This is a genomic window from Desulfosarcina sp., assembly GCF_055467485.1.
On sequence record NZ_JBUOIV010000027.1, the window covers coordinates 1 to 21164 of the forward strand.

Sequence of the window (21164 nt, forward strand, 5' to 3'; positions counted from 1 at the left end):
GCAGAGCCGGGAAATAGAGCGGGTGGGTGGGGTGGAAACCATCTCCTTGGATATACGCGTTATCGCGGCCACCAATCGAAACCTGGAAGAGATGGTCAAGAATAGAAAATTTCGCGAGGATTTATGGTTTCGGCTGAATGTGTTCCCAATATTGGTCCCGCCGCTGCGCCATCGCCGCAGCGATATCCCTTCCCTCATCCAGCACTTTATCGACCGCAAAGCAAAAGAACTCAAGATCGCCGTCACGCCGACATTGGCAGGCGGTGCCATCGACTCCTTGATGGCTTACGATTGGCCTGGCAATGTGCGGGAGCTTGAAAATGTCATCGAACGCGCCATGATACTCCACAGGGGCAAACCGCTAAGATTCGACGACTTGGGGCTCTCCCCCGTTAAACCTGACAAAGCAGCGACCGGTATGCCTGCAGACGAAACGCTGGAACTCGATGCGCTGATAAAGGACCATATCCAACACGTTCTCCAACTCACAGGTGGCAAGATTCACGGCCCCGGTGGTGCGGGTGATGTTCTCGGGGTGAACCCTGGCACGCTGCGTTCTAAGATGAAAAAACTGGGCATTCCTTTTCGAAAACTTAAAAAAGAGTGAGATGGCAAAACACCATGATGCTTTTACCGATAAATTCGATTTTCCATTGGTGTTACATTCTTCGATCGCACGATTAATAAGGGTCAGGAATCAGCAGATAGCTGATAAGTGTTTTATCCATCATCCCGCCGCAAAGGTTCCAGGTGACTTTTAACATTCCATCCGGTTGCAAGGCCTGTCGGACGATTTCCATCTTTTTCCCGTTAAACGGTTCTTCACCAAACTCGGAAGCATATCCGGCGGCTTTGAGAAACGAATTGCGGTACCTAAGAGGCAGTTTTAACGATTGAGCCATGTCAAGGACCAGACTGCGACTGGGTGTGTACCTGCCTGTTTCCAAAAAACTTAAATGCTTGGTGGAAATGCGCCTTCCAGTGCCAGATCCATCTGGCTCATCCTGTTATGTTTACGCCAGAAACGTAAAAAGCTGCCAGCCGATTCATGCTTTCTTTGAATTTCTATAAAATTCTGCATAAATATTACCTCTGAGGTAATCGACTTATAAACCTTTTGCGTTTACTGTATGCGGAAAGTGTGTTCGAATCAAACAAAGAAGGAGGAAACCGATGGGTGCGTTTCGAACATTGTTGATTGTTTTTATAGTTGCCATCATCAGTTTCACGGGAGTTGTGATATCAAATCATGGTTGGAACCTACTTCCCATCTTTTTTGGTGATATGGCAGCCATGACATGGCCTGGGCAGTTCAATTTCGATTTTTTCTGTTTCCTTATACTTTCAGGGCTATGGCTGGCTTGGCGTCACCATTTCTCCGCAGGTGGAATTGTCTTAGGTGTGCTGGGGCTTTTTGGCGGGATAATGTTTCTCGCCCCCTATCTCCTTATTGCGAGTTTCAAAGCAAATGGGGATATTAAAATACTCTTTTTAGGGAAAGACAGGGCAAATAAATGATGCCTTTTTTTGCCGGTATTGGAGGAGAAATTGTACCGGAGTCATATTGAAATATAGATTCGTCTATCACATGAAAAGCAGCATTGCATAAATTCCATAGAGCTTGCCATAAATTAAACATCCAAATCACCATCAATTCCCCAATTAGCATATTGAAATTATTGGTTTATTCAGGACACTGAAAAAATGACAGAAACAACCCTTTTACAGTTTGTAAAAAGGGCGTTCACCTTTCTGTTCGTAATATGGCATCATCTCAGGCACCAACGCCGCGAGCTTTTTCTCGCGATTTTCCGGAGCCGGATGGGTGCTGAGAAATTCAGGGGGGCCTTTACCACCCGCTTTGGCCATTTTCTGCCAGAGGGTGATCGCAGCCCGGGGATCATAACCAGCCTTTGCCGCCAGTTCGATGCCAATCCGGTCCGCTTCGGATTCTGCTGCACGACTGTTTGGCATTTGCACTGCATAGGCTGCAGCGAGGGCCGCTCCAGGCAAGGCCAATTTATTATTATCCGACAGGACACCTACCGCGGCAACCCCGATCGAACTGGCCATGGCCACTGACATTTTTTCGGCCGAATGTTTGGCCAGGGCATGGCTGATCTCATGACCAAGGACTTGCGCCAGTTCGTCATCGGTTGCCTGAAGCTTTTCCACGAGACCCGTATAAAGGGCCATTTTTCCCCCTGCCATCGCCCACGCGTTGACCGTTTCCGGGTCATCGATAATTTTAATGCTCCATGACCAATCCTCGGTTTCCGGGCGCATCTTCACGGCCTGGGCGATCAGGCGTCCGGTAATCCTGTAAACACGATCCTTCAATGCCGAATCGTTATCGATTTTTCCTTTCTGGGCATAGGGTTGAAGCATCTCCGTATATGCCTGTTTGGAAGCGGCGATGGCAGCGTCTTCCGAGACGATGATGAGTTGACGCCTTCCTGTGGGACTGGTCGCGCAGGAGACCATCAGAATGGCCAGAAGCATAAAAACACGAAACCGCTTTTTCATTATAATGCCCTGTAAGTAGAGAGAGTGCCTGATCGGTAATCCCTCGGCCCCCTCTGTTGATAATTTGATCTAAAAATTAGTGATAAAATTTCAAAAATCAATGCTGGGGGGCGTTAAGATCATCCAACGCTTAAAAGGAACGGATGCCGATTTGAACTTGAATGCAACAGAGGGATCGAGATCGTCGGCGCGCTGTGCGAGCGACCATGAAAGTCACAACCGAAACCTGTAAATGGCGGTAAGCCGATGCCTTTTTCTTTCCGTGGGGATTGATCAATGGTCAGACAATCTCTTTCACCCCCATGATCCGGCTACCGATTTCGATAGCACGGTGATCGGTCTTGAATCCAGCCCTGCAAAGGACAGTGCTGATACCCAAAAGGCAATGGATCCTGATGATCGGATGGTCCGACACGTCCCTATCAAGCGGATAGACCGCCAAGATCAATGAACGATCGTGTGGGTTTTCAATGGAGGTCCCCATCTCGGGGGACCTGAAGACAGGGTGCGAATTGTCTGTTCAATCCTGGAAAGGATGGAACGTCAACGGCTCACACGCGATAACGTCTCACCGTTTAAAAAGAGGGACAGACGACGGGCACAGATCATTCATCTCAGCCAGGTCTGCCTGCGTGCAATACCCCTTGGACAGATAGCCCCGGTCCAGCCCCTTCTGGGTGATGACCTGAATGTGGGTGTGGTAAAACCAGTTGCCGTTTTCATGGAAATCACCGATCGCGGCGAAGACCGCACCGGCCGCGAAATCCTGACCGGCAGCCGGCAGACGTGATTTACACAAGTGGCCGTAAAGGCTGTAAAACGTTTCGAAATGGGGATTGGCGTGTTTCAACAGCACCCAGCCGCCGTAGTTGCCCTCCCCTGCCTCATAGCCGCTGTCGGCCACGGTGGCGTCCAGCGGCGCATGCAGCGGCGTACCCAGGTCCACGATCACATCCAGGCCCAGATGGATGAATCGCTGGTCGGCCACCATCTGCGGGCAGTCGCCGAGCAGGCTGTCGCGCCGCTCCAGGTAGGGGGAAAAGCCCCAGCGGTAGACAGGTCCCATCTTCTCGTCCAGGATCCGCTGGAACCCTTTCTGATCCCTTACATCCAGCCCGTGCAGCAGCGGGCTGGCCGGTGACAGATCCGCGACATAAGGATCGCCCTGCAGACCGGTGAAGATCGGCCGGTGGTCGATTTTTTCGTTGAAAAGCAAAAATGGATAGTACATCGGGCCTCCTGTCTACGACAAGGCGAAATCCGTGGTTTTCAGCAGGCCGGTCACCGGCACGACCGGGTTGCCGTCGACATCTTCCGACACATCCACCGGCCAGGAAAAATCGGGCTGCAAGGCGGTAAAATAGGACAGATCGTAGGGCCGCAGTTTGACGGAAAGCTCACCGTCCCGACCAAGGATCGTGGATGACAGGCCGAAATCCACCTCACCAAGCGCGGTGCGGATGATATAGCGGGGCACCTCCCGCCCGCTGCCCTCACGCCGCACCCGCGTGGCGATGTCGACGACATCGTAAAGGGCCACCGGATGGTCCAGGTTCCAGCGGTTCTGGACCGCCAGACCGGCGACATACAGATGGTGGAACTCGATGCTGGCCCGACGGCAGGCATAGGCCAATTGATGGATGGCTTCCGGCGTATCGTTGATTCCGCCCAGCAGCGGTGTGTTGCAGTAGACCGTGATGCCTTTGTTGTTGAGAAGTCGGGTCAATCGCGTGTGTTCCGGCTGCAATTCATCGGCGATCAGGAACTGCGTCTCGATTTCCAACCGCAGCGGAGACACCATGGTCAGTTTGTTAAGATCGGCCAGTTCGTCGATCACCACCGGGGTGTAGCTCTCCGGTTCATAGTTGAACTTCAGGCTGCGCAGCCGCACCGCATTGACGTGGGGGATCGCTTCGAGTGCGCGAACGATGCGGCGGATCCGGAACAGGCAGTCGACGGCATCCGTTGCTGAAACGATCACCACGTCGGTAATCCGGTCATCGCCGCGGATATAGCTATAATCCTCATCGACGGCCTCGGCATCCATCTCCACCCGGGTCTCATGGACGCGGGAAATCGTTGAAGACCCGGTTTCGACAATCGATGGCGCCATTTTCTCCCCCCTGCGCACCATCGGCAGTATCGCCTCGGTGCTTTGCCGCACGGCCGGCGCACTGCCGTCCGGTCGGGGCGGCCGCGCCCCCAGAAATAGCGATTCGTCGCCGATTTGCGCCATGTACTGGATGTCGATGGTGCCCTCGTCGTTGATCCGTATATTATCCAGGTCGTTGGCAATGGGTGCAAAACGCTTGAAATACGCAGGCGTGTAGGGCGTTCGAATCCACATGAAGTTTTCGTTTTCCGCCACCGGCTCCACGGCCCAGCCGCTGGTGTGCCAGTCCATCTTGCCGATGGGGGTAGCCGTGCAGATCCGCGGGATCACGCGATCGGACAGATGGGCCCGCAGGTAGTTGCCGACGGCCAGTCCCTTTGAAATCGGCGCCCAGTATACGTTGTTTCCGTGGATAGGACTGCAGGGAATGTAAATATAGTGAAGTTCCGCACCCGCCCCGCGCAGCAGGCTGAACAGGCGGACCAGTTCGGGGCCCTCATCGTTGCAGTTGTTTAAAAACGGCGTCTGAACGTATACCGCGATCCCGTTTTTGACCAGGTCGGCGATGATCATCAGGCTCTGCGGGGAGATTTCATCGGGATGAATGAAGTGGGTGGCGACTTCCATGCGCTTGCCGTGATGCTGAAGCTCGAGGTTTTTTCTCTTCAGGTAGTCCAGCAGGGCGGCATCGTCAGACAGGAACAGATGGGGGTAATAGGCAATGGAACGCGTGGCCAGGCGAAGGGTCTGGACATGGTCGATCTTCATGAGGCCGTCGATGGCATGGGCCATGTTCGCCCGGTTCATGAAGGGGTCCCCGCCGGTGATCACAATTTCCTTGATGGATGGCGACGCAGCCACATGCGCGACTGCCTTGTCGACATCCGCCGGTGTGGGGTTGGCTTCGTTGCGGGAATCCTTGTGTTTGCGGAAACAGAACCGGCAGTATACCGGGCAGCTCATGTTCAGCAGGAAAATGACCCGGTTCTGGTACATCTGCTCGAGCAGTCCCTGGTGAAACTGGCCGATCCAGGTGTTTGTGTGCCCGGTGTTGTCCAGTTCCTGGACAAAAGGCAGATACTGATAGGCCACGTCGCCGGATACCCGCATCTGGCGGATCGTGTGCATGGACAGCCTGACCGGGTAAGTATCGATGACCGACTGGATATCCGCCCGGTCGGCCTCCGGGATACGGATATTGGCGACCTTTTCCAGTTGATCGGCCTTTTTGATGGATATGAATGCATTGCCGGGCAGGACGACTTCCATAATCGCCATTAGCATCAGATGGGGCAGCTCGATACCGTTGACGGTGATTTTTCGGGTACCGTCGGCGCCGGCCAACCGTGACAGCAATTCGGAAAAAAATCCCTCGGGATCGCCGCCACGCCCGCACGCGTCGAGCAACCGGTTAAATTTTGTGGTGCCGTCACCCGTCTGGACGATCTGACAAAACGAACGGCCAACGAGCGATTTGACGCCGAAATGATCCAGAAAATCGACAAGCGCGGCAACCAGGCTGGACAGCGGCACCTCGTTTTCTTCACCCGAGTGCGCGTAAACGATCCGCATTAATTTATCATCTTTCGGCATGCCGCTCCCTCCCCGAAGGCTGAATTTAAAATAGTGATTGACATTCGTTTAGAAATTTGTCATTTTAACTATTATAGTAATATCATTTCTATTATAGTGTGATAGTAAATCATCCCCAATCGGTATGTCAAAAGGAAAATATTATTTTTCAAAGTCCTTGGAAAAGGGATTGAAAATCCTTTCTCTTTTCAACCGTGACAGCCCGGTCATGACCCAGAGTCAAATCGCCAAAACGCTGGATCTGAACATGACCTCCACCTACCGCTACATCAACACGTTGGTGGAGTTGGGATACCTGGAAAAGGACACCAAAACCAAGGAGATCCGCCCCGCGATCCTGTGTCTCCTGTTCTGCGCCAATCTGATGCGGGCCACGGATCACCTGAGGCTGATCAAGGAAGTCGTGGACCGGATTCACCGGGAGAAAAATATAAGCATCGATGTGGCCTTTGCGGTGGATGACACGCTGGTGCGCATCTACTACCGCGGAGCCGATGAGACGTTGACTTACAGCCTGCCCGATTTTTCGAAAAACAGCCTGCATAACACGGCATTGGGCAAGGCATACCTGTCCGCTCTGCCCGACGACCTGATCGCTGAAAAGATCGCGTCAATGGCGCTTTTGCCCAAGACTCCCAATACGATCGTAGACAAAGCGATTCTTTTTAAGGAGATAAAAAAGGCCAAAGCCAATCAGTTTGCCATGTCGGAGGAGGAGTATCTGCCGGGATTGATCACCATCAGCGCGCCTCTGTTCGACCCGCTCACCGGAAAGGGTGTCGGCGCGGTCTGCTTTGACTTTTCGGTCCTCCAGCACAGTGCAGACGATGTCAGGGTCAAGTATGCGGGCATGATCCGGGAGACGGCCAGGAAGCTGTCCGAACTGCTCCCGCCAGACAAAAATCGCAGGCAGTAAAACAATGGAGAAACCCTTTCAAGCATGGCACACCGATCATGAAATCTAACAGTTGGAAACCATGGGCGTTGCTGGCGCCGTCCATGAGCGCCGTTTTTCTACTTCTGGTGATACCGGTCTGCTTTATCGTGGTCTACAGTTTCTGGCTGCGCGCCCCCAGCGGAGCGGACATCCCCGCCTTCCAGTTCGGCAATTACGCCAAATTCTTCGAGGATTTCTTCTATCCGAAGATTCTCATCCGGACGATTCGCATCTCCTTTGAAACCGTCTTTCTCTGCGTGGTCATGGGCTATATCCCCGCCTACTATTTCTACCGCAGCGAAAGCCGCTATAAAAAAGTCTTTCTTTTGCTCATCATGCTGCCGTTCTGGGTCAGCTTCATCATCCGCACCATGAGCTGGATCAACATCATGGGCGATTCGGGGTTGATCAACCATACCCTGTTGAAGATCGGACTGATCGATTCGCCCATTTCAATGCTGTACAACGAGTTCACCGTTCTGATGGGATTGATCATGTATCTGCTGCCGTTCATGGTGCTCAACATCTACGTCAGCCTGGAAGGCATCGACAAAAGCCTTCTCGAGGCCGCCCGCTGCATGGGCTGTACCGAGTGGCAGGCTTTCCGGGAGGTGACTCTGCCCTTGAGCCTTCCGGGTGTGAGCGCAGGCTGCCTGCTGGTCTTCGTGCTCACCGCCGGCACCTATCTGCCTCCCATGATATTGGGCGGCCCGGGAAATGACATGATCGCCAACCTGATTTTCAAGCGGGTCATCGGTACACTGGACTGGCCTTTCGGCTCGGCCATCAGCGTGATCCTGCTCTCCCTGCTGTTCGTGATCGTGTGGACCTACAACCGATATCTGGGAATCAACCAGATATTCAAAAGCCTTCAGGGAAAATAGACGATGAAAAAATTCTCACCGGGATGGACTTTGATCCAGATCTACACGGTCCTCGTCTACGTGTTCATGTTCGCTCCCATCGTCGTGGTCATCGTGCTGGCCTTCAACCCCAAGCAGTTCGGCATCTTTCCCATGGAGGGCGTCAGCTTCCGGTGGTTCATCAAGCTGGCCCAGAATGAATCGATCATCGATGCATTTAAAAATTCGCTGGTCCTGGGATCGTTGACCGCGATCATATCGACCGGGATCGGCATCCTGGCTGCCATGGCGTTCATCCGTTTCGAATTTCCCGGCAAAAACACCCTCAACACCCTGCTGCTTTCACCGATCATGATCCCGGAAGTGGTTCTGGGTGTGGCCCTGCTGCTGTTCTTACGGTTTCTCCAACAGCCCAAGAGCTTCGCACTGCTGCTGATCGGGCACGTCGTGTTGACCCTGCCCTATGTGCTGCTGATCGTCCAGGCCCGGCTGGTGGGCATACGAAAAGAGTACGAAGAGGCGGCCAAATCCCTGGGAGCCAACGCATTTCAAACGTTCAGGGAGATCACCTTCCCGCTTTTGCTGCCAGCCATTCTGGCCGGAGCGCTGTTTGCCTTTACCATCTCTTTCGACGACATCACGGCAACACTTTTCTGGGCCACCGCCCAGAACCAGACCGTTCCGGTGAAGATCTTCAGCATGCTCAGGAATTCGATCAGCCCGGAAATCAATGCCCTGGGGGCCGTCATGATCGTACTGACCGTTGCCACCCCTCTGCTTGCGGGCTATCTGTCACGCAAGTTCTCAAAAATAAAGGATTAGGGCCCAGATCTGACAACCATCATCTGAAAGGAGTACCCATGGCTATCGTAACGAAAGAAAAACTGGATCGGGTGTATGACGCGTATAAAACCGGCAAACTCAGCCGCCGTCACTTTCTCAAGTATTTAGGCCTTGCCGGCGCCTCCATCGGGCTGATCGGTTCGCCCTTCGGAAACGCCGTCAAGGATGCCTGGGCGGCCAAATCCATCCGCTTCGATGGCTGGGGCGGCTCGGTTTCCGAAGCGTTCAGGGAACACGCCTTCAAGCCCTTTACCAACGCCACGGGCATCGAGGTCATCGATGGTGAATTCGGTGACATGAACTCCTACCTGACGCGCGTTAAGGCTTCCTATCCGCCGGGCGGAGAATTCAACATCGCCCATCTGAGCGCTGTTTTCGATTATGCCCGCTATGCCGAATTGGGGTTTGCGTCGGTGCTGGACGAAGCCAAGATCCCCAATCTTAAAAATGTCATGGAATCCATGATCAAACCGTTGCGGGAGATCACCAAGGGCACCCTCTCGGCCGTGCCCTACGACCTGGGCCAGACCGGCATCGCCTATAACACCAAGCACATCAGCAAGGAGAAGGCGGAAAAGCTCGGTGCCTCACTGCTGTGGGACAAAAGTTTGAAGGGCAAGCTGGGAAGCTGGGAAGGCGACTTCAGGACCAACATGTGGTACGCGGCGCTGCACACCGGACAGAGCCCCAACAACATGACCGACCTTAAGGCCATCTGGGCGGCCCTGCGTGAGCAGCGCGACCTGATGAAAAAATACTGGGCCTCCGGCGCCGAGTTGATGAGTCTGCTGGCCAATGAGGAAATCTACGCCACAGTGGCCTGGTCCGGACGGGTGGCCGCGCTTCAGCAGGAAGGCAACCCCATCGGCTACCTCTCTCCCAAAGGCACCTATTCATGGATGGAATATCTCTTCGTCCTGAAAGGCACCGATCTGGACATCGCCCAGCAGCTGCTCAATTTCATGCTCGAACCGGCCGCTGCCATCGCCGTGGCCGAGGGGCAGAATTATCCGCCCAGTCTGGATCCGTCCAAAGTCGAGTTGACCGATAAAATCAAAAAGATGCCGGCCTTCGACCCCACCGGCAAGTTGGACGGGTATCTGTTTGCCAATCCGGCCTACTGGAATGCGCACCAGGTGGAATGGACGGAGAAGTGGGACAGGATAAAAGCTGGCAGTTAGTTCGTTACGAATCCTAAACGGCATCTTGCGGCCCAGGCCGGCGTTCTCGCGATATTGAACACGTAGTGAAGCTTCAGCGCTATCCTCGACGTAGCGCTGCTACGCCTCCGGTTTCAATATCGTTGCGGCCTTCGCCTGAACCCCGACCTACCGTTTAGGATTCGCAACTGGTGCCATGATGGCGCACATCAATCGTGGAATCAATCCGGTCCTTAGCGTTGCTGCGCAGCGGCCCGGACCAGATAGCAAAATCAGAAGAGGGAGACAGAATAGCGTGGCAACCGGCAAAAAGCGGCCCATAGTGCAGTTCAAAGGCATTTTAAAACGGTTCGGTGACGTCGTCGCCGTCGAAAAAATGGATTTTGATATCGAAGAGGGCAGCCTGGTAACCCTACTGGGCCCATCAGGGTGCGGCAAGACGACGCTGCTGCGCATGGTGGCCGGGCTGGAGGAGCCCACCGAGGGTGATATTTTCATCAAAGGGGTCCGCATCAACGACACGCCGATCCACAAGCGCAACCTGGGGATGATTTTTCAGAACTATGCCCTGTTTCCCCACAAGAACATATATGAAAACGTGGCCTTCGGGCTGAAATACCGTGACGTGTCAAAGGCGGACATCCAGAAAAAAGTGACCCGTGCGCTGGAAATGGTCCGCCTGCCCGGTGTGGAGAACCGCATGCCCAGCCAGCTCTCCGGCGGGCAGCAGCAGCGCATCGCCATGGCGCGAGCCATTGTAATTGAACCGGACGTATTGCTGATGGACGAGCCCCTTTCCGCCCTGGATGAAAATTTGAGGGAAGAGATGCGCCGTGAGGTGGACAACCTCCAGCGGATGCTCGGTGTCACCACCATCTTCGTCACCCATGACCAGCGGGAAGCGCTGAGCATGTCGGACAAGATCCTGGTCATGAAGGCCGGCCGCAAACAGCAGGAAGGAGACCCCGAGACGGTCTACAATGAGCCGACCAACCATTTTGTGGCCGATTTTTTGGGTCATTCCAATTTTATTAAGGGTGAAGTCGTGGGGATCGATAACGATCATGTAAACGTCAGGATCGAAACCGGCGACGTCCTCTTTGCAAAAAACAAGGGCGGATTTTCGACTGGCGACGCGGTGGAGATAATCGTCCGCGCCCAGCGGTTCGATGCCTTCCCCAAGGATGAATTCAAACCGGTCGAAGGGATGAACCACTTCGAGGGCCGCATCAAAGACCGCAGCTACATGGGCGGCGAGGTCAGCTACTTCATTGAACTGGCGACCGGCCGTGAAATTCACATCATCAGCATGATGCGCACAAGGCTCTACAGCAACGGTGAATCGGTCAGCGTTCAGGTATCTCCCCACCATTGCCACCTGATTCCACTTGAATGACCCGACAGAATGTTTCTACCCGAGTCCGTTCAACCCGAAACCTGAAAGCTGTCATTATCGTTTTCAGGTTTTGTATTTACGGTTGGTAGTCCACCGGATGATGATTATCATGTTCGGATTAACATGTCATTGACAGGGGTAAGTGTATGCTCAAACTGGATCTACTCGAAAACGGATTCTTCCTTCGCTATCCGGATCGAATCGTCACCATCGATTCTCACACCCAGGGTGAACCCACCCGCCTGCTGGTCGGCGGGGTCGGCAGTCTGCCGGGCAGCACGATGAAAGCCAAGCGGGACCATTTCGAATCCCGCTATGATCATGTCCGCAAACTGCTTACCCGTGAACCCCGGGGGCACCGGGGCATCATGGCGGCCGTGGTGACCGAACCGGTCAGCCGTAAAGGCACATTCGGGCTGTTTTACATGGACGCCCGGCGCTATCCCTACCTGTGCGGCCACGCCACCATCGGTGCCGTGGCCACCCTGATCGAGTCCGGGGCGATCGCCGCCGAGAACGGCGACACGGTAATCACGGTCGACACCCCGTCGGGGCCGCTGGATGCCCACACCCGGGTTCGAGGTGGCCGTGTGGAATCAGTAGCCATCGACATGGTGCCCTCGTTCGTTTTTGATACCGGCCGTGAACTTGAGATTCCCGGGGTTGGCAGGATCCCCGTCGATCTGGTCTGCGTGGGCGGCTTCTTCGCCATGGTCTCGGCCCGATCCGTGGGCATCGACCTGGTCCCGGCCAACAGCCATCGCCTGATTCCGTTGGGGATGGCCGTTATCGAGGCGGCCAACCAGGCATGTAGCGTTTACCATCCCGGGCGACCGGAGGTGAAAACCGTAGACGTTACCGAATTTTATGACGAAGATCCGGTTTCGGGGACCGGCAGGAGCGTCGTGGTATACGGAGAATCCCACATGGACCGTTCACCGTGCGGCACCGGCACCACGGCCAAGATGACGCTGCTCCACCACCAGGGCAAACTCGGTCCAGGCCAGGTCTACAAAAATGCCAGCCCCCTGGGCACGGTGTTCGAAGGACGGATCGTCGAGACCATGTCCGTCGGTGAATTTGCCGCCATCGTGGGCCAGGTCCGGGGAAACGCCCAGATAACCGGTTATCATCAGTTTGTCGTGGACGCCAGCGACCCCTTCCCCGAAGGTTTTTTACTGTGAGGATTGAACCCAGGCGTCACTAAACCTCAACCCCTTTTCACACCTTTTTCCGGAGAAACCGCTCGTGCACGCATCAACACCCGTTCCCGACGTCATCCTGTCCAACGCCGTCATTGCCACCCAGAATCCCCGGCAGCCGATTGCCCAGGCCCTTGCCATCGGGCAGGGCCGGATTCTGGCTGCGGGCACCAACGGCGACATCCTGCATCTGGCCGTTGCAGACACCCAAACCATCGATTTAGACGGCCGCCTGGTGGTGCCGGGATTCATCGATACGCACATCCATTTTTATGAATATGCCCTCAAGCGTCAGGGTGTGCGCCTCGATGACCTGACAAGCCTCGAGGAACTGCTGGAACGCGTTCGTCAGGAAACCGTTGACCGGCCACCGAGCCAATGGATCATGGGTCAGGGATGGAACGAAACCGATTGGCGAGAACCGCGCATGCCCACCCGCCAAGCGCTGGACCAGGCGGTGCCGAACCACCCGGTGCTGCTGTGGCGCTGCGATCTGCACCTGGCTGCCGCCAATTCAGCCGCCCTGAAGCTTGCCAATATCGACGCCGGCACCCCGGATCCGCCGGAGGGCAGGATCGAACGTGATGCTGCTGGCGAACCCACAGGAATTCTGCGGGAACTGGCCATCAATCTTGTACGCCAGGCGGTTGCGCCGCCAGATGCGGATCAGGTGACGCAAGCCTTCGAAGAGGCGACCCGTGCCCTTCACCGCCGGGGCGTCACCGGCATTCATGATGTGCGGTTGATGGCCGACAAGGACGGTGCCGGTGCGTTTCAGACGTTCCAGGCGTTGGACCGGAACGGCCGCCTGGCGCTTCGAACGTGGGTCACCCTGCCGGGAGACCGCCTGGACGACATCATCGGACTGGGCCTGCGCACAGGGTTCGGCAACAACCGGCTGCGCGTGGGCCACGTCAAATTCTTCTCCGACGGCGGCATGGGCGCACGCACCGCCTGGATGATCGATCCGTATCTGGATGCGCAACGCGGCATGCCGCTCATGGACATGGCCGCGCTGGCCCATGACATCCACCGGGCCGACGAAGCCGGCCTGTCGGTGATGGTGCATGCGGTGGGAGATCGCGCCAACCGGGAGTTGATCACTATCTTTGAGACCCTCGAATCCAGCCGGGCACGGTCCGGTGGATCACGCACCCCGATCCCACACCGCATCGAACATGTGCAGATGATCCGGCCGGAGGATGCAGACCGGCTGCGCACGCTTCACCTGGCGCTTTGCGTGACGCCGGCCAACATGGTCCTGGATATAAACCTCATCGATTCAGCGGTGGGGGAAAAGGGCCGGTGGACCTATGCCTTCCGACGGTTGATGGACACCGGTGCACCGGTCATGTTCAGCTCGGACTGCCCGGTGTGCGACCCTGATCCGCTGGTGGGTATTCACGCGGCGGTGACACGCCAGCGCGCAGATGGAACGCCACAAGGCGGCTGGCATCCGCAAAACCGAGTAACGGCCGCCGAAGCGATTCAAGCCTACACGGCCACTCCGGCGGCTGTCCATGGAGCCACTGATCTGGGTATGATCGCACCCGGAAAAAAAGCGGATCTCGCAGTGCTCAGTGAGAATTTATTGGCATCTCCGCCATCTCGGATGCCCTTGATAAAAGTCGATATGACCCTGTTCGAAGGGAAGATCGTCCACCGAACCGGTTAAGCAGCCAAGGTTTAAGTGGTTGAGTCAATGTATGCGTTCCATTGGATGGGATCAACTGGCTGATAAAAGGGTTGCCGTCTGGTTGAATGTCGGTTACAGACACTATTCTTTAGCCGATAACGATCCTTTGCTTAACACGTGGAACGTAAAACTTTATTTTTGATTGGAGTTCCCATGCCCAAAACTGCAGATCGCCTGACCTTGTTCACCGAGTCCGTCATCCGCGAGATGACTCGCGTATCTGAGAAATACGATGCCATCAACCTGTCCCAGGGGTTCCCGGATGCCGACCCGCCGCCGGAAGTCCTGGCCGCCGGAAAAAAGGCCATGGCCGAAGGTCCCCACCAGTATGCGGTTACCTGGGGGGCGCCGCGTTTCAGACAGGCCCTGGTAAATAAGCAACGCCACTGGATGGAGCTCGACCTCGATCCCGACGTCAACGTGGTGGTGACCTGTGGCAGCACCGAAGCCATGATGAGTGCCATGATGACCGCCTGCAATCCCGGTGAAAAGGTCATTATCTTCTCTCCCTATTATGAGAACTACGGGGCGGATACCATCCTCAGCGGCGCCCAACCCATATATGTTCCCCTGCACCCCCCGGATTTCAATTTCGATCTGAACGAACTCCGCGCCGCCTTTATGCAAAGGCCCAAGGCCATCGTTTTGTGCAATCCGTCCAATCCGTCCGGGAAAGTCTTCTCACTGGAGGAGTTGGAGATCATCGCCGATCTGGCCAAGGAGTTCGACGCCTTCGTGATCACCGACGAGGTCTATGAACACATTGTCTACCCCCCCCACCGCCACCGCTACATGGCTTCCCTGCCGGAGATGTTCGACCGGACCATATCCTGCAGTTCCCTGTCCAAGACCTACAACATGACCGGGTGGCGGTTGGGCTATGTAATCGGGCCGGAATCGGTCATCGCCGGCGCGCGCAAGGTGCATGATTTTCTCACCGTGGGTGCCGCCGCCCCGTTGCAGGAAGCCGCCGTCACCGCGCTTGAGCTGCCAATGAGCTACTATGAACAACTCACGGCCGACTACACGCGCAAGAGAGACCTGTTCCTGAGCTATCTGGACGATGCCGGGCTCTCGTATACCAAACCCCAGGGAGCCTATTACGTGATGGTGGATTGTTCTGAGTTCGGCGTGACCGACGATAGCGAATTCTGCCGCTGGATGGCCAGGGAGGTGGGGGTAGCCGCCGTGCCCGGCTCCAGTTTCTTCCGCGAACCGGTCAACCACCTGATCCGGCTTCACTTTTCACGTTCCGAGGAAATTCTGGCTGAAACCGGAAAACGGTTGAAGAAACTGAAAACACTCATCAAGGGGTAAATCGGAAAAATCCTGCCTTGACAACAAAACCTACCTTGGATAGATAATTACGGATCGTTCGAGTTGGGTCGGCATCTTCGCATCTTGGGTTGTGCATTCGACCATTCTGGACCGTTCGATATTTTTTTGAATCCACTTCCCAACAGCGGATGTTTCTCAACTTAGAGCACTGTCTCACGCCTTTTTTTATTCCCCCATAATCTGTTTCGACCTGTTTCGCCATTCTGAAAATTAAAGATGGATGCGAAACATTTTTGTACTCAAATTGATGCTCATGGTGGGTACGGCCTATTTGTCGGATCGGCATTCGACAACAGCGCCCGACGAATACAATGGCTGGAGCCCTCTATCTGTCAGGCGGTGAGGAGGTTACGCGAACCGATTGGTTCCGGTAAGGCGGCGATCGCAATTCGCTGCCGCGGTGTTTAATCTGCCTTGCATCATAAGGCGACCATGGAAAAGGAGGAGCGTGATGATGAAAGATCTAAGATTAAGACTGCCATTTTTACTTTTTGGTCTGCTGGCCGTTACCCTGCTGGCCATGCCTGCCACGGCAATGGCCAAGCACAAACACCAGGACAAAACACCCGGCTGGTGTTTTGTCGATCCGGAAGAAGAGGTTCCCTCCAGCAAATATGATTCGATCCTCTATTCGGAAATCGCACCGCGTTTGTGTGAGATCCAACGGACCAGCGACCGGGTCAGTGTCGAGGTTATCGGCCAGTCCGCCGGCGGGCGCAACCTGTTTCTGGTCACGATCACCAATCCCATGGACAAAAAGAGAAAAAGACACAAGGACAAGGGCCATCACAAAGACCTGCGCAAGTTGATGATCAGTGACCCAGAAAAAGCCCTGGCACTGATCGAAAACTATGATGATTTCAATGTGCCGGTCTTCATCAACGGCAGCATACACGGCAACGAATACCCGGGCACCGACGCCTGCATGCGCCTGATCGAATACCTGGCTTACGATAATTCCGAAGCGGTGCAGGCCATCCTCGACAACATCATCCTCCTGATCAACGTGGTGCAGAACCCCGACGGACGGGTGCTGGGCACCCGCGCAAATGCGAACGGTATCGACATCAACCGTGACATGATCACCCAGAGTCAACCGGAAGCCCGGGCCACCGTAAGCGTGATCACCGAATGGAATCCCATGGTCTTTCTGGATCTGCACGACGATGTACAGCCCATGCTCATCGAACCCTGCACCCCGCCGCACAATCCCAACTATGAATACGACCTCTACCTTGCCTGGGCCTGGGAACTGTCCGTGGCCATGGAGGACGAACTGCTCCTGCAAAAAGCGCTCGGCAACCTCTATTATCCCTACGAGACCGCCATCATCCCCTTCCGCGACTGGGACTTGGGCTGGGATGACTGGCCGCCGATCTACGCGGCCATGTACCCGATCTACCACGGCTCCTACGGCCACACCATCGAGACCTGGTCGGAAGAAAGCCACGGCGTTGACGCCGACTACGCCGTTGTCTGGGGTGCCCTCAACTACGTGGTGGCCAACAAGAAAGAGATGGTCCGGGACCAGATCGAGGTCTTCCGGCGCGGTTTTCTGGATCTGCCCCAGCAGCTGATTCCCGACTACTTATTGGCGGAAACCGATTGGGATCAATTCAATGACCTGACCATCCAGGAATTTCCGGCGGCCTATGTGATCCCCGCCGGCCCGCCGTATCAACTCAGCGAGCACCAGGCCCCTCGCCTGGTTGACTTTCTGCTGTTCAACGACGTCCAGGTGGAAGAGGCCCAACGAAGCTTCTGGCTGGACGGGGTGAAATATCCCAAAGGCACCTACGTCGTCTGGATGAACCAGCCCAAACGCGGGATGGCCAACACCATTCTGGATCCCGGTCTCGACTTGTCCTACATCGAGGGCCTCTATTTCTACTCGCCGCCGTCGGTCTGGAGCCACCCCTATCTGTGGGGGGCATACCGGGCGGTGATGGAGGATCGGATCGACATCAAGACCAAGAAGGTCAAAAAGGCAAAAGCGCCCAAGGGTTCGGTGGAAAAAGGCAAAGCCTGCGCCTATGCCTTCCTGCCCACCAGCCTGGCGGCATTTAAAGCGACCAACGAACTGTTGGCCCAGGGCGTTACCCTTTACCGCGCCGAAAATACCTTTGAGGATGGCGGTGAGACAATCGGCGCCGGTGCTGTCATTATGCAGGCCGGCAAACGGCAGGCCCTCAAGGTGGCAAAAAAATACGGACTGGCGCTTTTGGCACTCAGGAAAATGCCGGAAGATGCAACCCTCTTGCGAAAACGGAGCATCGCCGTATACGCAGATACGGGGGTAACCGAGTGTCTGAAAAGGCTGGGTTTTGAATACGACACGGTCTCAAGGAACGATTTGAATTCAGGTCTAATAATTAATTACGACGTGTTTATCAATGGAAGCAGGTCGTGGGGAGGTTTGAGCGCAGACGGTCAGGCCTCAATGGCGTCCTGGTTTGCGGCCGGCGGGGATTATATCGGGCTTCGCACCACCGGTACCGACTTTGCCATTGATGCCGGAATAATTGATGTCGACTATTCGAATGCTGGATATATGAATGCTATTGTAAATGTCGATTACGATCCCAACGACTCGGTGGGCGCAGGATTTCGTGAGAATGGATATGCCTTTGTAAATTCTCCGGTTTGGTTTACCAGATGGGGTAGCGGCATAGCGGTTTCTGCACGTCTCGATGCCGGTGATTTCCTGCTTTCCGGTTTCTGGGAAAACTGGCAGACCAGCGGTGCGAATGACATGCCGGTCATCGTTCACCAGACCACCGGCAAGTCCGATGTGTCCCTGATCGGCATCGATGCCACCTTCCGCGGACACCCGGAGAACACCTTCCGGATTATCGGCAATGCCATTTACGACGGATTGGAGAATTGATCTGCCGAGTAATTGATTGGCTGCCCTCTGGATTGAAATGAATTAGCCCTTGTGTTCCGGTACCGGCAGGAAAATCGGTTTCGCCTGCTCGGTGCCGGAACGATTTATGCGTCTGTTATGCCTGACGCAAAAAAAGGCAGGGGACGATTGAAACGAACGCCCACTGCCTAATTTTGGTTGACGCTCAGGTCATGTCAACAGGGTGTGATCCGGCGTTTAAAGATCATCGCACTGACACAGCCGCAGGAGGTCGTCATGCATGCACGATCCATTTTTGTCCTCGCTCTGCTGATCATCTGCTTCTGCGCCGGGCCATTGCTGGGAAAAAGTGAGCTGCCCCACGAATTCGAGGACCTGGTGCCGCTCTATCCCTCGGCGCAACCCGTTGAAACCCGCTACACGCGGGACAGCGTGAGGGTGCAATTCGCCACCAATGACACCTATGAACGCGTGCTCAGCTTTTATGCGAAGGCGCTCGAGGAGGCCGGATGGCTCCTCCTCCCGGTCCCGTCTCTCGGAGTAATCAAGGCGGAGAAATTAGAATCGGATAAAGACGATATTCATTTGACCCTAACAGATGCATCTGCCACGCAGGGTCATCATCCGGGCTTTATCATTGACCTAAATTATCCCGGAGGTCGGGAATAGGGTCAGTGTGACAAACACCCCGACGTCGATGGCGGAAAAAGCCTTTGATTTCACTTCGGGGCAAGACGGTTCACTCCCCGCCCTTGCCTTCCAATTCCGCCTGTTCCCTTTTTTTCCGCAGCACATACCCGGTATCCGGCAGAATATCCTGGAAGGCCTGCCCGTAAATTTCCCAGACCGTCACGAATAGCGCGGCGATGATGGGGCCGATGATGACCCCCACCATGCCGAACATGAAGATGCCCCCCATGGTGCCGAAGAAGATCATCAGTTCGTGCATCTGCGTATCCTTGCCAACCAGGATCGGCCTGAGCAGGTTGTCCAGGCTGCCGACCACCAGCCCACAGAACACAAACAGCCCGACCGCCTTGCCGACGGCCCCGCCAAATCCCAGGATGAGCGCTACCGGCACCCAGACGATAGCGGTACCCACGCTGGGGATGATAGACAGGACAACCATGATCACCCCCCAGAACGCAGCGCTGGGAATACCCACCGCCCAGAAGGCCAGACCGGCCAAGCCTCCCTGAAGAATCCCGATAACCGCGGTCCCCTTCAGCGTCGCACGGGTCACCGATGTGAAGCGATCGAGCATCTGCTGCTCGTCATGATCCTGCAGTGGCAGGTAATAAAGTATTTTTTCCAGCAGTTTATCCCCGTCCATCAGAAAAAAATACATGGTGTAAAGCCAGACAAAGAGCATGAACAATAAGTTGACCGCCCCCATCGCTGCCGATGAGAGGTTGTTGACCAGAAACTGGCTGATGCTGCCGACCAGTTCGCCTGCTTTGCGCAGAATCAGTTCGCTGTGGGGTGCAATTTTGTCGTAGTAGGGAACGGTCTCCAGAAATTCAGATAGAGCACCCGGTTGGCTGAGCTGTGTTTTTACCCAGGGCACGGCGGTCTGGCTGACCTTGATGGCCTGGCCGGTCACCACCCCCGTGAGCACACCCAGAGGCAGCACCACAACAATGATGATCAGCAGCAGGGTCAGAATCGATGCCGGGCTGCGCCGCCCCTTAAGCAATTTTTCAAGCCAATGGTATATGGGACGGGACAGTGCCGAAAAGATGCCGGCCAGAAAAACTGCCATCAAAAAGGATCGTATCATCGAGAGAAATACGGCCGAAATGAATACGACCAGCAGAACGACCACGAACTGATTCACTCTGTCATCACGCATGATAGCTTTGCTCCGTTATAATCGTCGGCCTGGTGAAAGCCACTTGTAAGGGTATATGGAATGGTTGGTAATGCTAGGTTTACCCTAAATGGCATGGGATTTCAAACCATTGCTTGGACATTGGGCTTATCGGGTATGGGATGGGATGGAAAACGAGTGGAGGTTGAACCGGATGGAGAGCGGATCGATTGTCGCTGAACTGAATAATTTAAAGATAGAATCCGCCGGCGTGGCTGGTCGCATAGAAAAGCCGGCAGGGCTTTGCGTGAACCCCCTGCCGGCATAATCTTGGCCAGACAGTGAACCGATTCGAACACAGCATCGACAGAACCTACTGACCGGGTACGTAGGGCACTTCAAATCCCCACCATTCCTGTTCCATGGATTTTTCCAGATCCTCGCTAGTTGCCTGGTCCGGGCCGAACCAGCTGAATTTCATGTGATCCCAATTCTTGTACATGCTGTCGTGCTGCAGGAATTCGGATTTGCTGAAGTGTTGACCGCAACTCGCCAGGAAAAGAACCATAAAGATCAGAATAATAATTTTTTTCATTCCCTCATCCTCCTTATTTAAGTTCAAGTATCAATCGAACAACGACTCCCCCTGATCGGTTGAATATTAGGCAGTTGCGATAAAAAGTCAAGCTTGACATTTTTTTGTCATCACACGTGCCCATAAATGGCAAGCTCGATTGCTCCCTGAAGCAGCAACCATTCAACATGCTGAAAAAACTATTTATTTATTTTTTTTAGATTGGTCTGGAACTTGCTTTACCCAG

General features: G+C 54.9%; 18 protein-coding genes. 12 read left to right on the forward strand and 6 right to left on the reverse strand.

What is annotated here, in order from left to right; translation table 11 throughout:
* Positions 1-607 (forward strand): AAA-type ATPase lid domain-containing protein (locus ACZCED_RS13785; RefSeq protein WP_464861027.1); only part of this gene is annotated, 607 nt, incomplete at its 5' end.
* A 73-nt stretch (positions 608-680) separates the two neighbouring features.
* On the opposite strand, the gene ACZCED_RS13790 is transcribed toward ACZCED_RS13785, so the two are convergent.
* On the reverse strand, positions 681-902 hold the full coding sequence (locus ACZCED_RS13790; protein WP_464861028.1) for a hypothetical protein: 222 nt from the start codon (positions 900-902) through the stop codon (positions 681-683).
* Positions 903-1173: 271 nt separating this feature from the next.
* On the opposite strand from ACZCED_RS13790, the gene ACZCED_RS13795 reads away from it, so the two are divergent.
* A complete protein-coding gene (locus ACZCED_RS13795) occupies positions 1174-1518 on the forward strand; it encodes a hypothetical protein (protein WP_464861029.1) in 345 nt (114 codons plus the stop codon).
* A gap of 204 nt (positions 1519-1722) precedes the next feature.
* On the opposite strand, the gene ACZCED_RS13800 is transcribed toward ACZCED_RS13795, so the two are convergent.
* From ACZCED_RS13800 to ACZCED_RS13810, 3 genes are all read right to left on the reverse strand, one after another.
* On the reverse strand, positions 1723-2526 hold the full coding sequence (locus ACZCED_RS13800; RefSeq protein WP_462967957.1) for a M48 family metallopeptidase: 804 nt from the start codon (positions 2524-2526) through the stop codon (positions 1723-1725).
* Between the two features lie 568 nt (positions 2527-3094).
* Entirely contained in the window at positions 3095-3757 is a 663-nt protein-coding gene (locus tag ACZCED_RS13805; RefSeq protein WP_464861030.1) for a peptidoglycan DD-metalloendopeptidase family protein, read from the reverse strand.
* Positions 3758-3769: 12 nt separating this feature from the next.
* Complete coding sequence (locus tag ACZCED_RS13810) at positions 3770-6232, reverse strand: radical SAM protein (RefSeq protein WP_464861031.1); 2463 nt, start codon at positions 6230-6232, stop codon at positions 3770-3772.
* A 124-nt stretch (positions 6233-6356) separates the two neighbouring features.
* On the opposite strand from ACZCED_RS13810, the gene ACZCED_RS13815 reads away from it, so the two are divergent.
* The 10 genes from ACZCED_RS13815 (at position 6357) to ACZCED_RS13860 (ending at position 19202) form a co-directional block, all read left to right on the forward strand.
* Positions 6357-7148: an IclR family transcriptional regulator gene (locus ACZCED_RS13815; RefSeq protein WP_462967960.1), complete on the forward strand. Its 792-nt coding sequence runs from the start codon at positions 6357-6359 to the stop codon at positions 7146-7148.
* A 38-nt stretch (positions 7149-7186) separates the two neighbouring features.
* Entirely contained in the window at positions 7187-8053 is an 867-nt protein-coding gene (locus ACZCED_RS13820) for an ABC transporter permease (protein WP_462967961.1), read from the forward strand.
* Positions 8054-8056: 3 nt separating this feature from the next.
* Positions 8057-8854 (forward strand): ABC transporter permease, encoded by a 798-nt coding sequence (locus tag ACZCED_RS13825; protein ID WP_462967962.1) that lies wholly within the window; start codon positions 8057-8059, stop codon positions 8852-8854.
* 38 nt (positions 8855-8892) lie between these two features.
* Positions 8893-10056 (forward strand): extracellular solute-binding protein, encoded by a 1164-nt coding sequence (locus ACZCED_RS13830; protein WP_462967963.1) that lies wholly within the window; start codon positions 8893-8895, stop codon positions 10054-10056.
* A gap of 274 nt (positions 10057-10330) precedes the next feature.
* The gene (locus tag ACZCED_RS13835; RefSeq protein ID WP_462967964.1) at positions 10331-11431 is read left to right on the forward strand and encodes an ABC transporter ATP-binding protein; all 1101 of its coding nucleotides are present in this window, start codon (positions 10331-10333) and stop codon (positions 11429-11431) included.
* Between the two features lie 146 nt (positions 11432-11577).
* Entirely contained in the window at positions 11578-12615 is a 1038-nt protein-coding gene (locus tag ACZCED_RS13840; RefSeq protein WP_464861032.1) for a proline racemase family protein, read from the forward strand.
* Positions 12616-12679: 64 nt separating this feature from the next.
* Positions 12680-14308, forward strand: coding sequence for an amidohydrolase (locus ACZCED_RS13845; RefSeq protein ID WP_464861033.1), 1629 nt, complete (start codon positions 12680-12682; stop codon positions 14306-14308).
* A 174-nt stretch (positions 14309-14482) separates the two neighbouring features.
* The gene (locus tag ACZCED_RS13850) at positions 14483-15646 is read left to right on the forward strand and encodes a pyridoxal phosphate-dependent aminotransferase (protein WP_464861034.1); all 1164 of its coding nucleotides are present in this window, start codon (positions 14483-14485) and stop codon (positions 15644-15646) included.
* A gap of 472 nt (positions 15647-16118) precedes the next feature.
* On the forward strand, positions 16119-18554 hold the full coding sequence (locus ACZCED_RS13855; protein WP_464861035.1) for a M14 family zinc carboxypeptidase: 2436 nt from the start codon (positions 16119-16121) through the stop codon (positions 18552-18554).
* Between the two features lie 255 nt (positions 18555-18809).
* A complete protein-coding gene (locus ACZCED_RS13860; protein WP_462967969.1) occupies positions 18810-19202 on the forward strand; it encodes a hypothetical protein in 393 nt (130 codons plus the stop codon).
* Positions 19203-19272: 70 nt separating this feature from the next.
* Here ACZCED_RS13860 and ACZCED_RS13865 read toward each other — a convergent pair whose 3' ends face one another.
* Together ACZCED_RS13865 and ACZCED_RS13870 are read right to left on the reverse strand one after the other, a co-directional pair.
* Positions 19273-20385 carry an AI-2E family transporter gene (locus tag ACZCED_RS13865; RefSeq protein ID WP_464861036.1) on the reverse strand — a complete coding sequence of 371 codons (1113 nt, stop codon included), beginning with the start codon at positions 20383-20385 and terminating at the stop codon, positions 19273-19275.
* 331 nt (positions 20386-20716) lie between these two features.
* On the reverse strand, positions 20717-20938 hold the full coding sequence (locus tag ACZCED_RS13870; protein WP_462967686.1) for a membrane lipoprotein lipid attachment site-containing protein: 222 nt from the start codon (positions 20936-20938) through the stop codon (positions 20717-20719).
* Positions 20939-21164 lie beyond the last annotated feature (226 nt).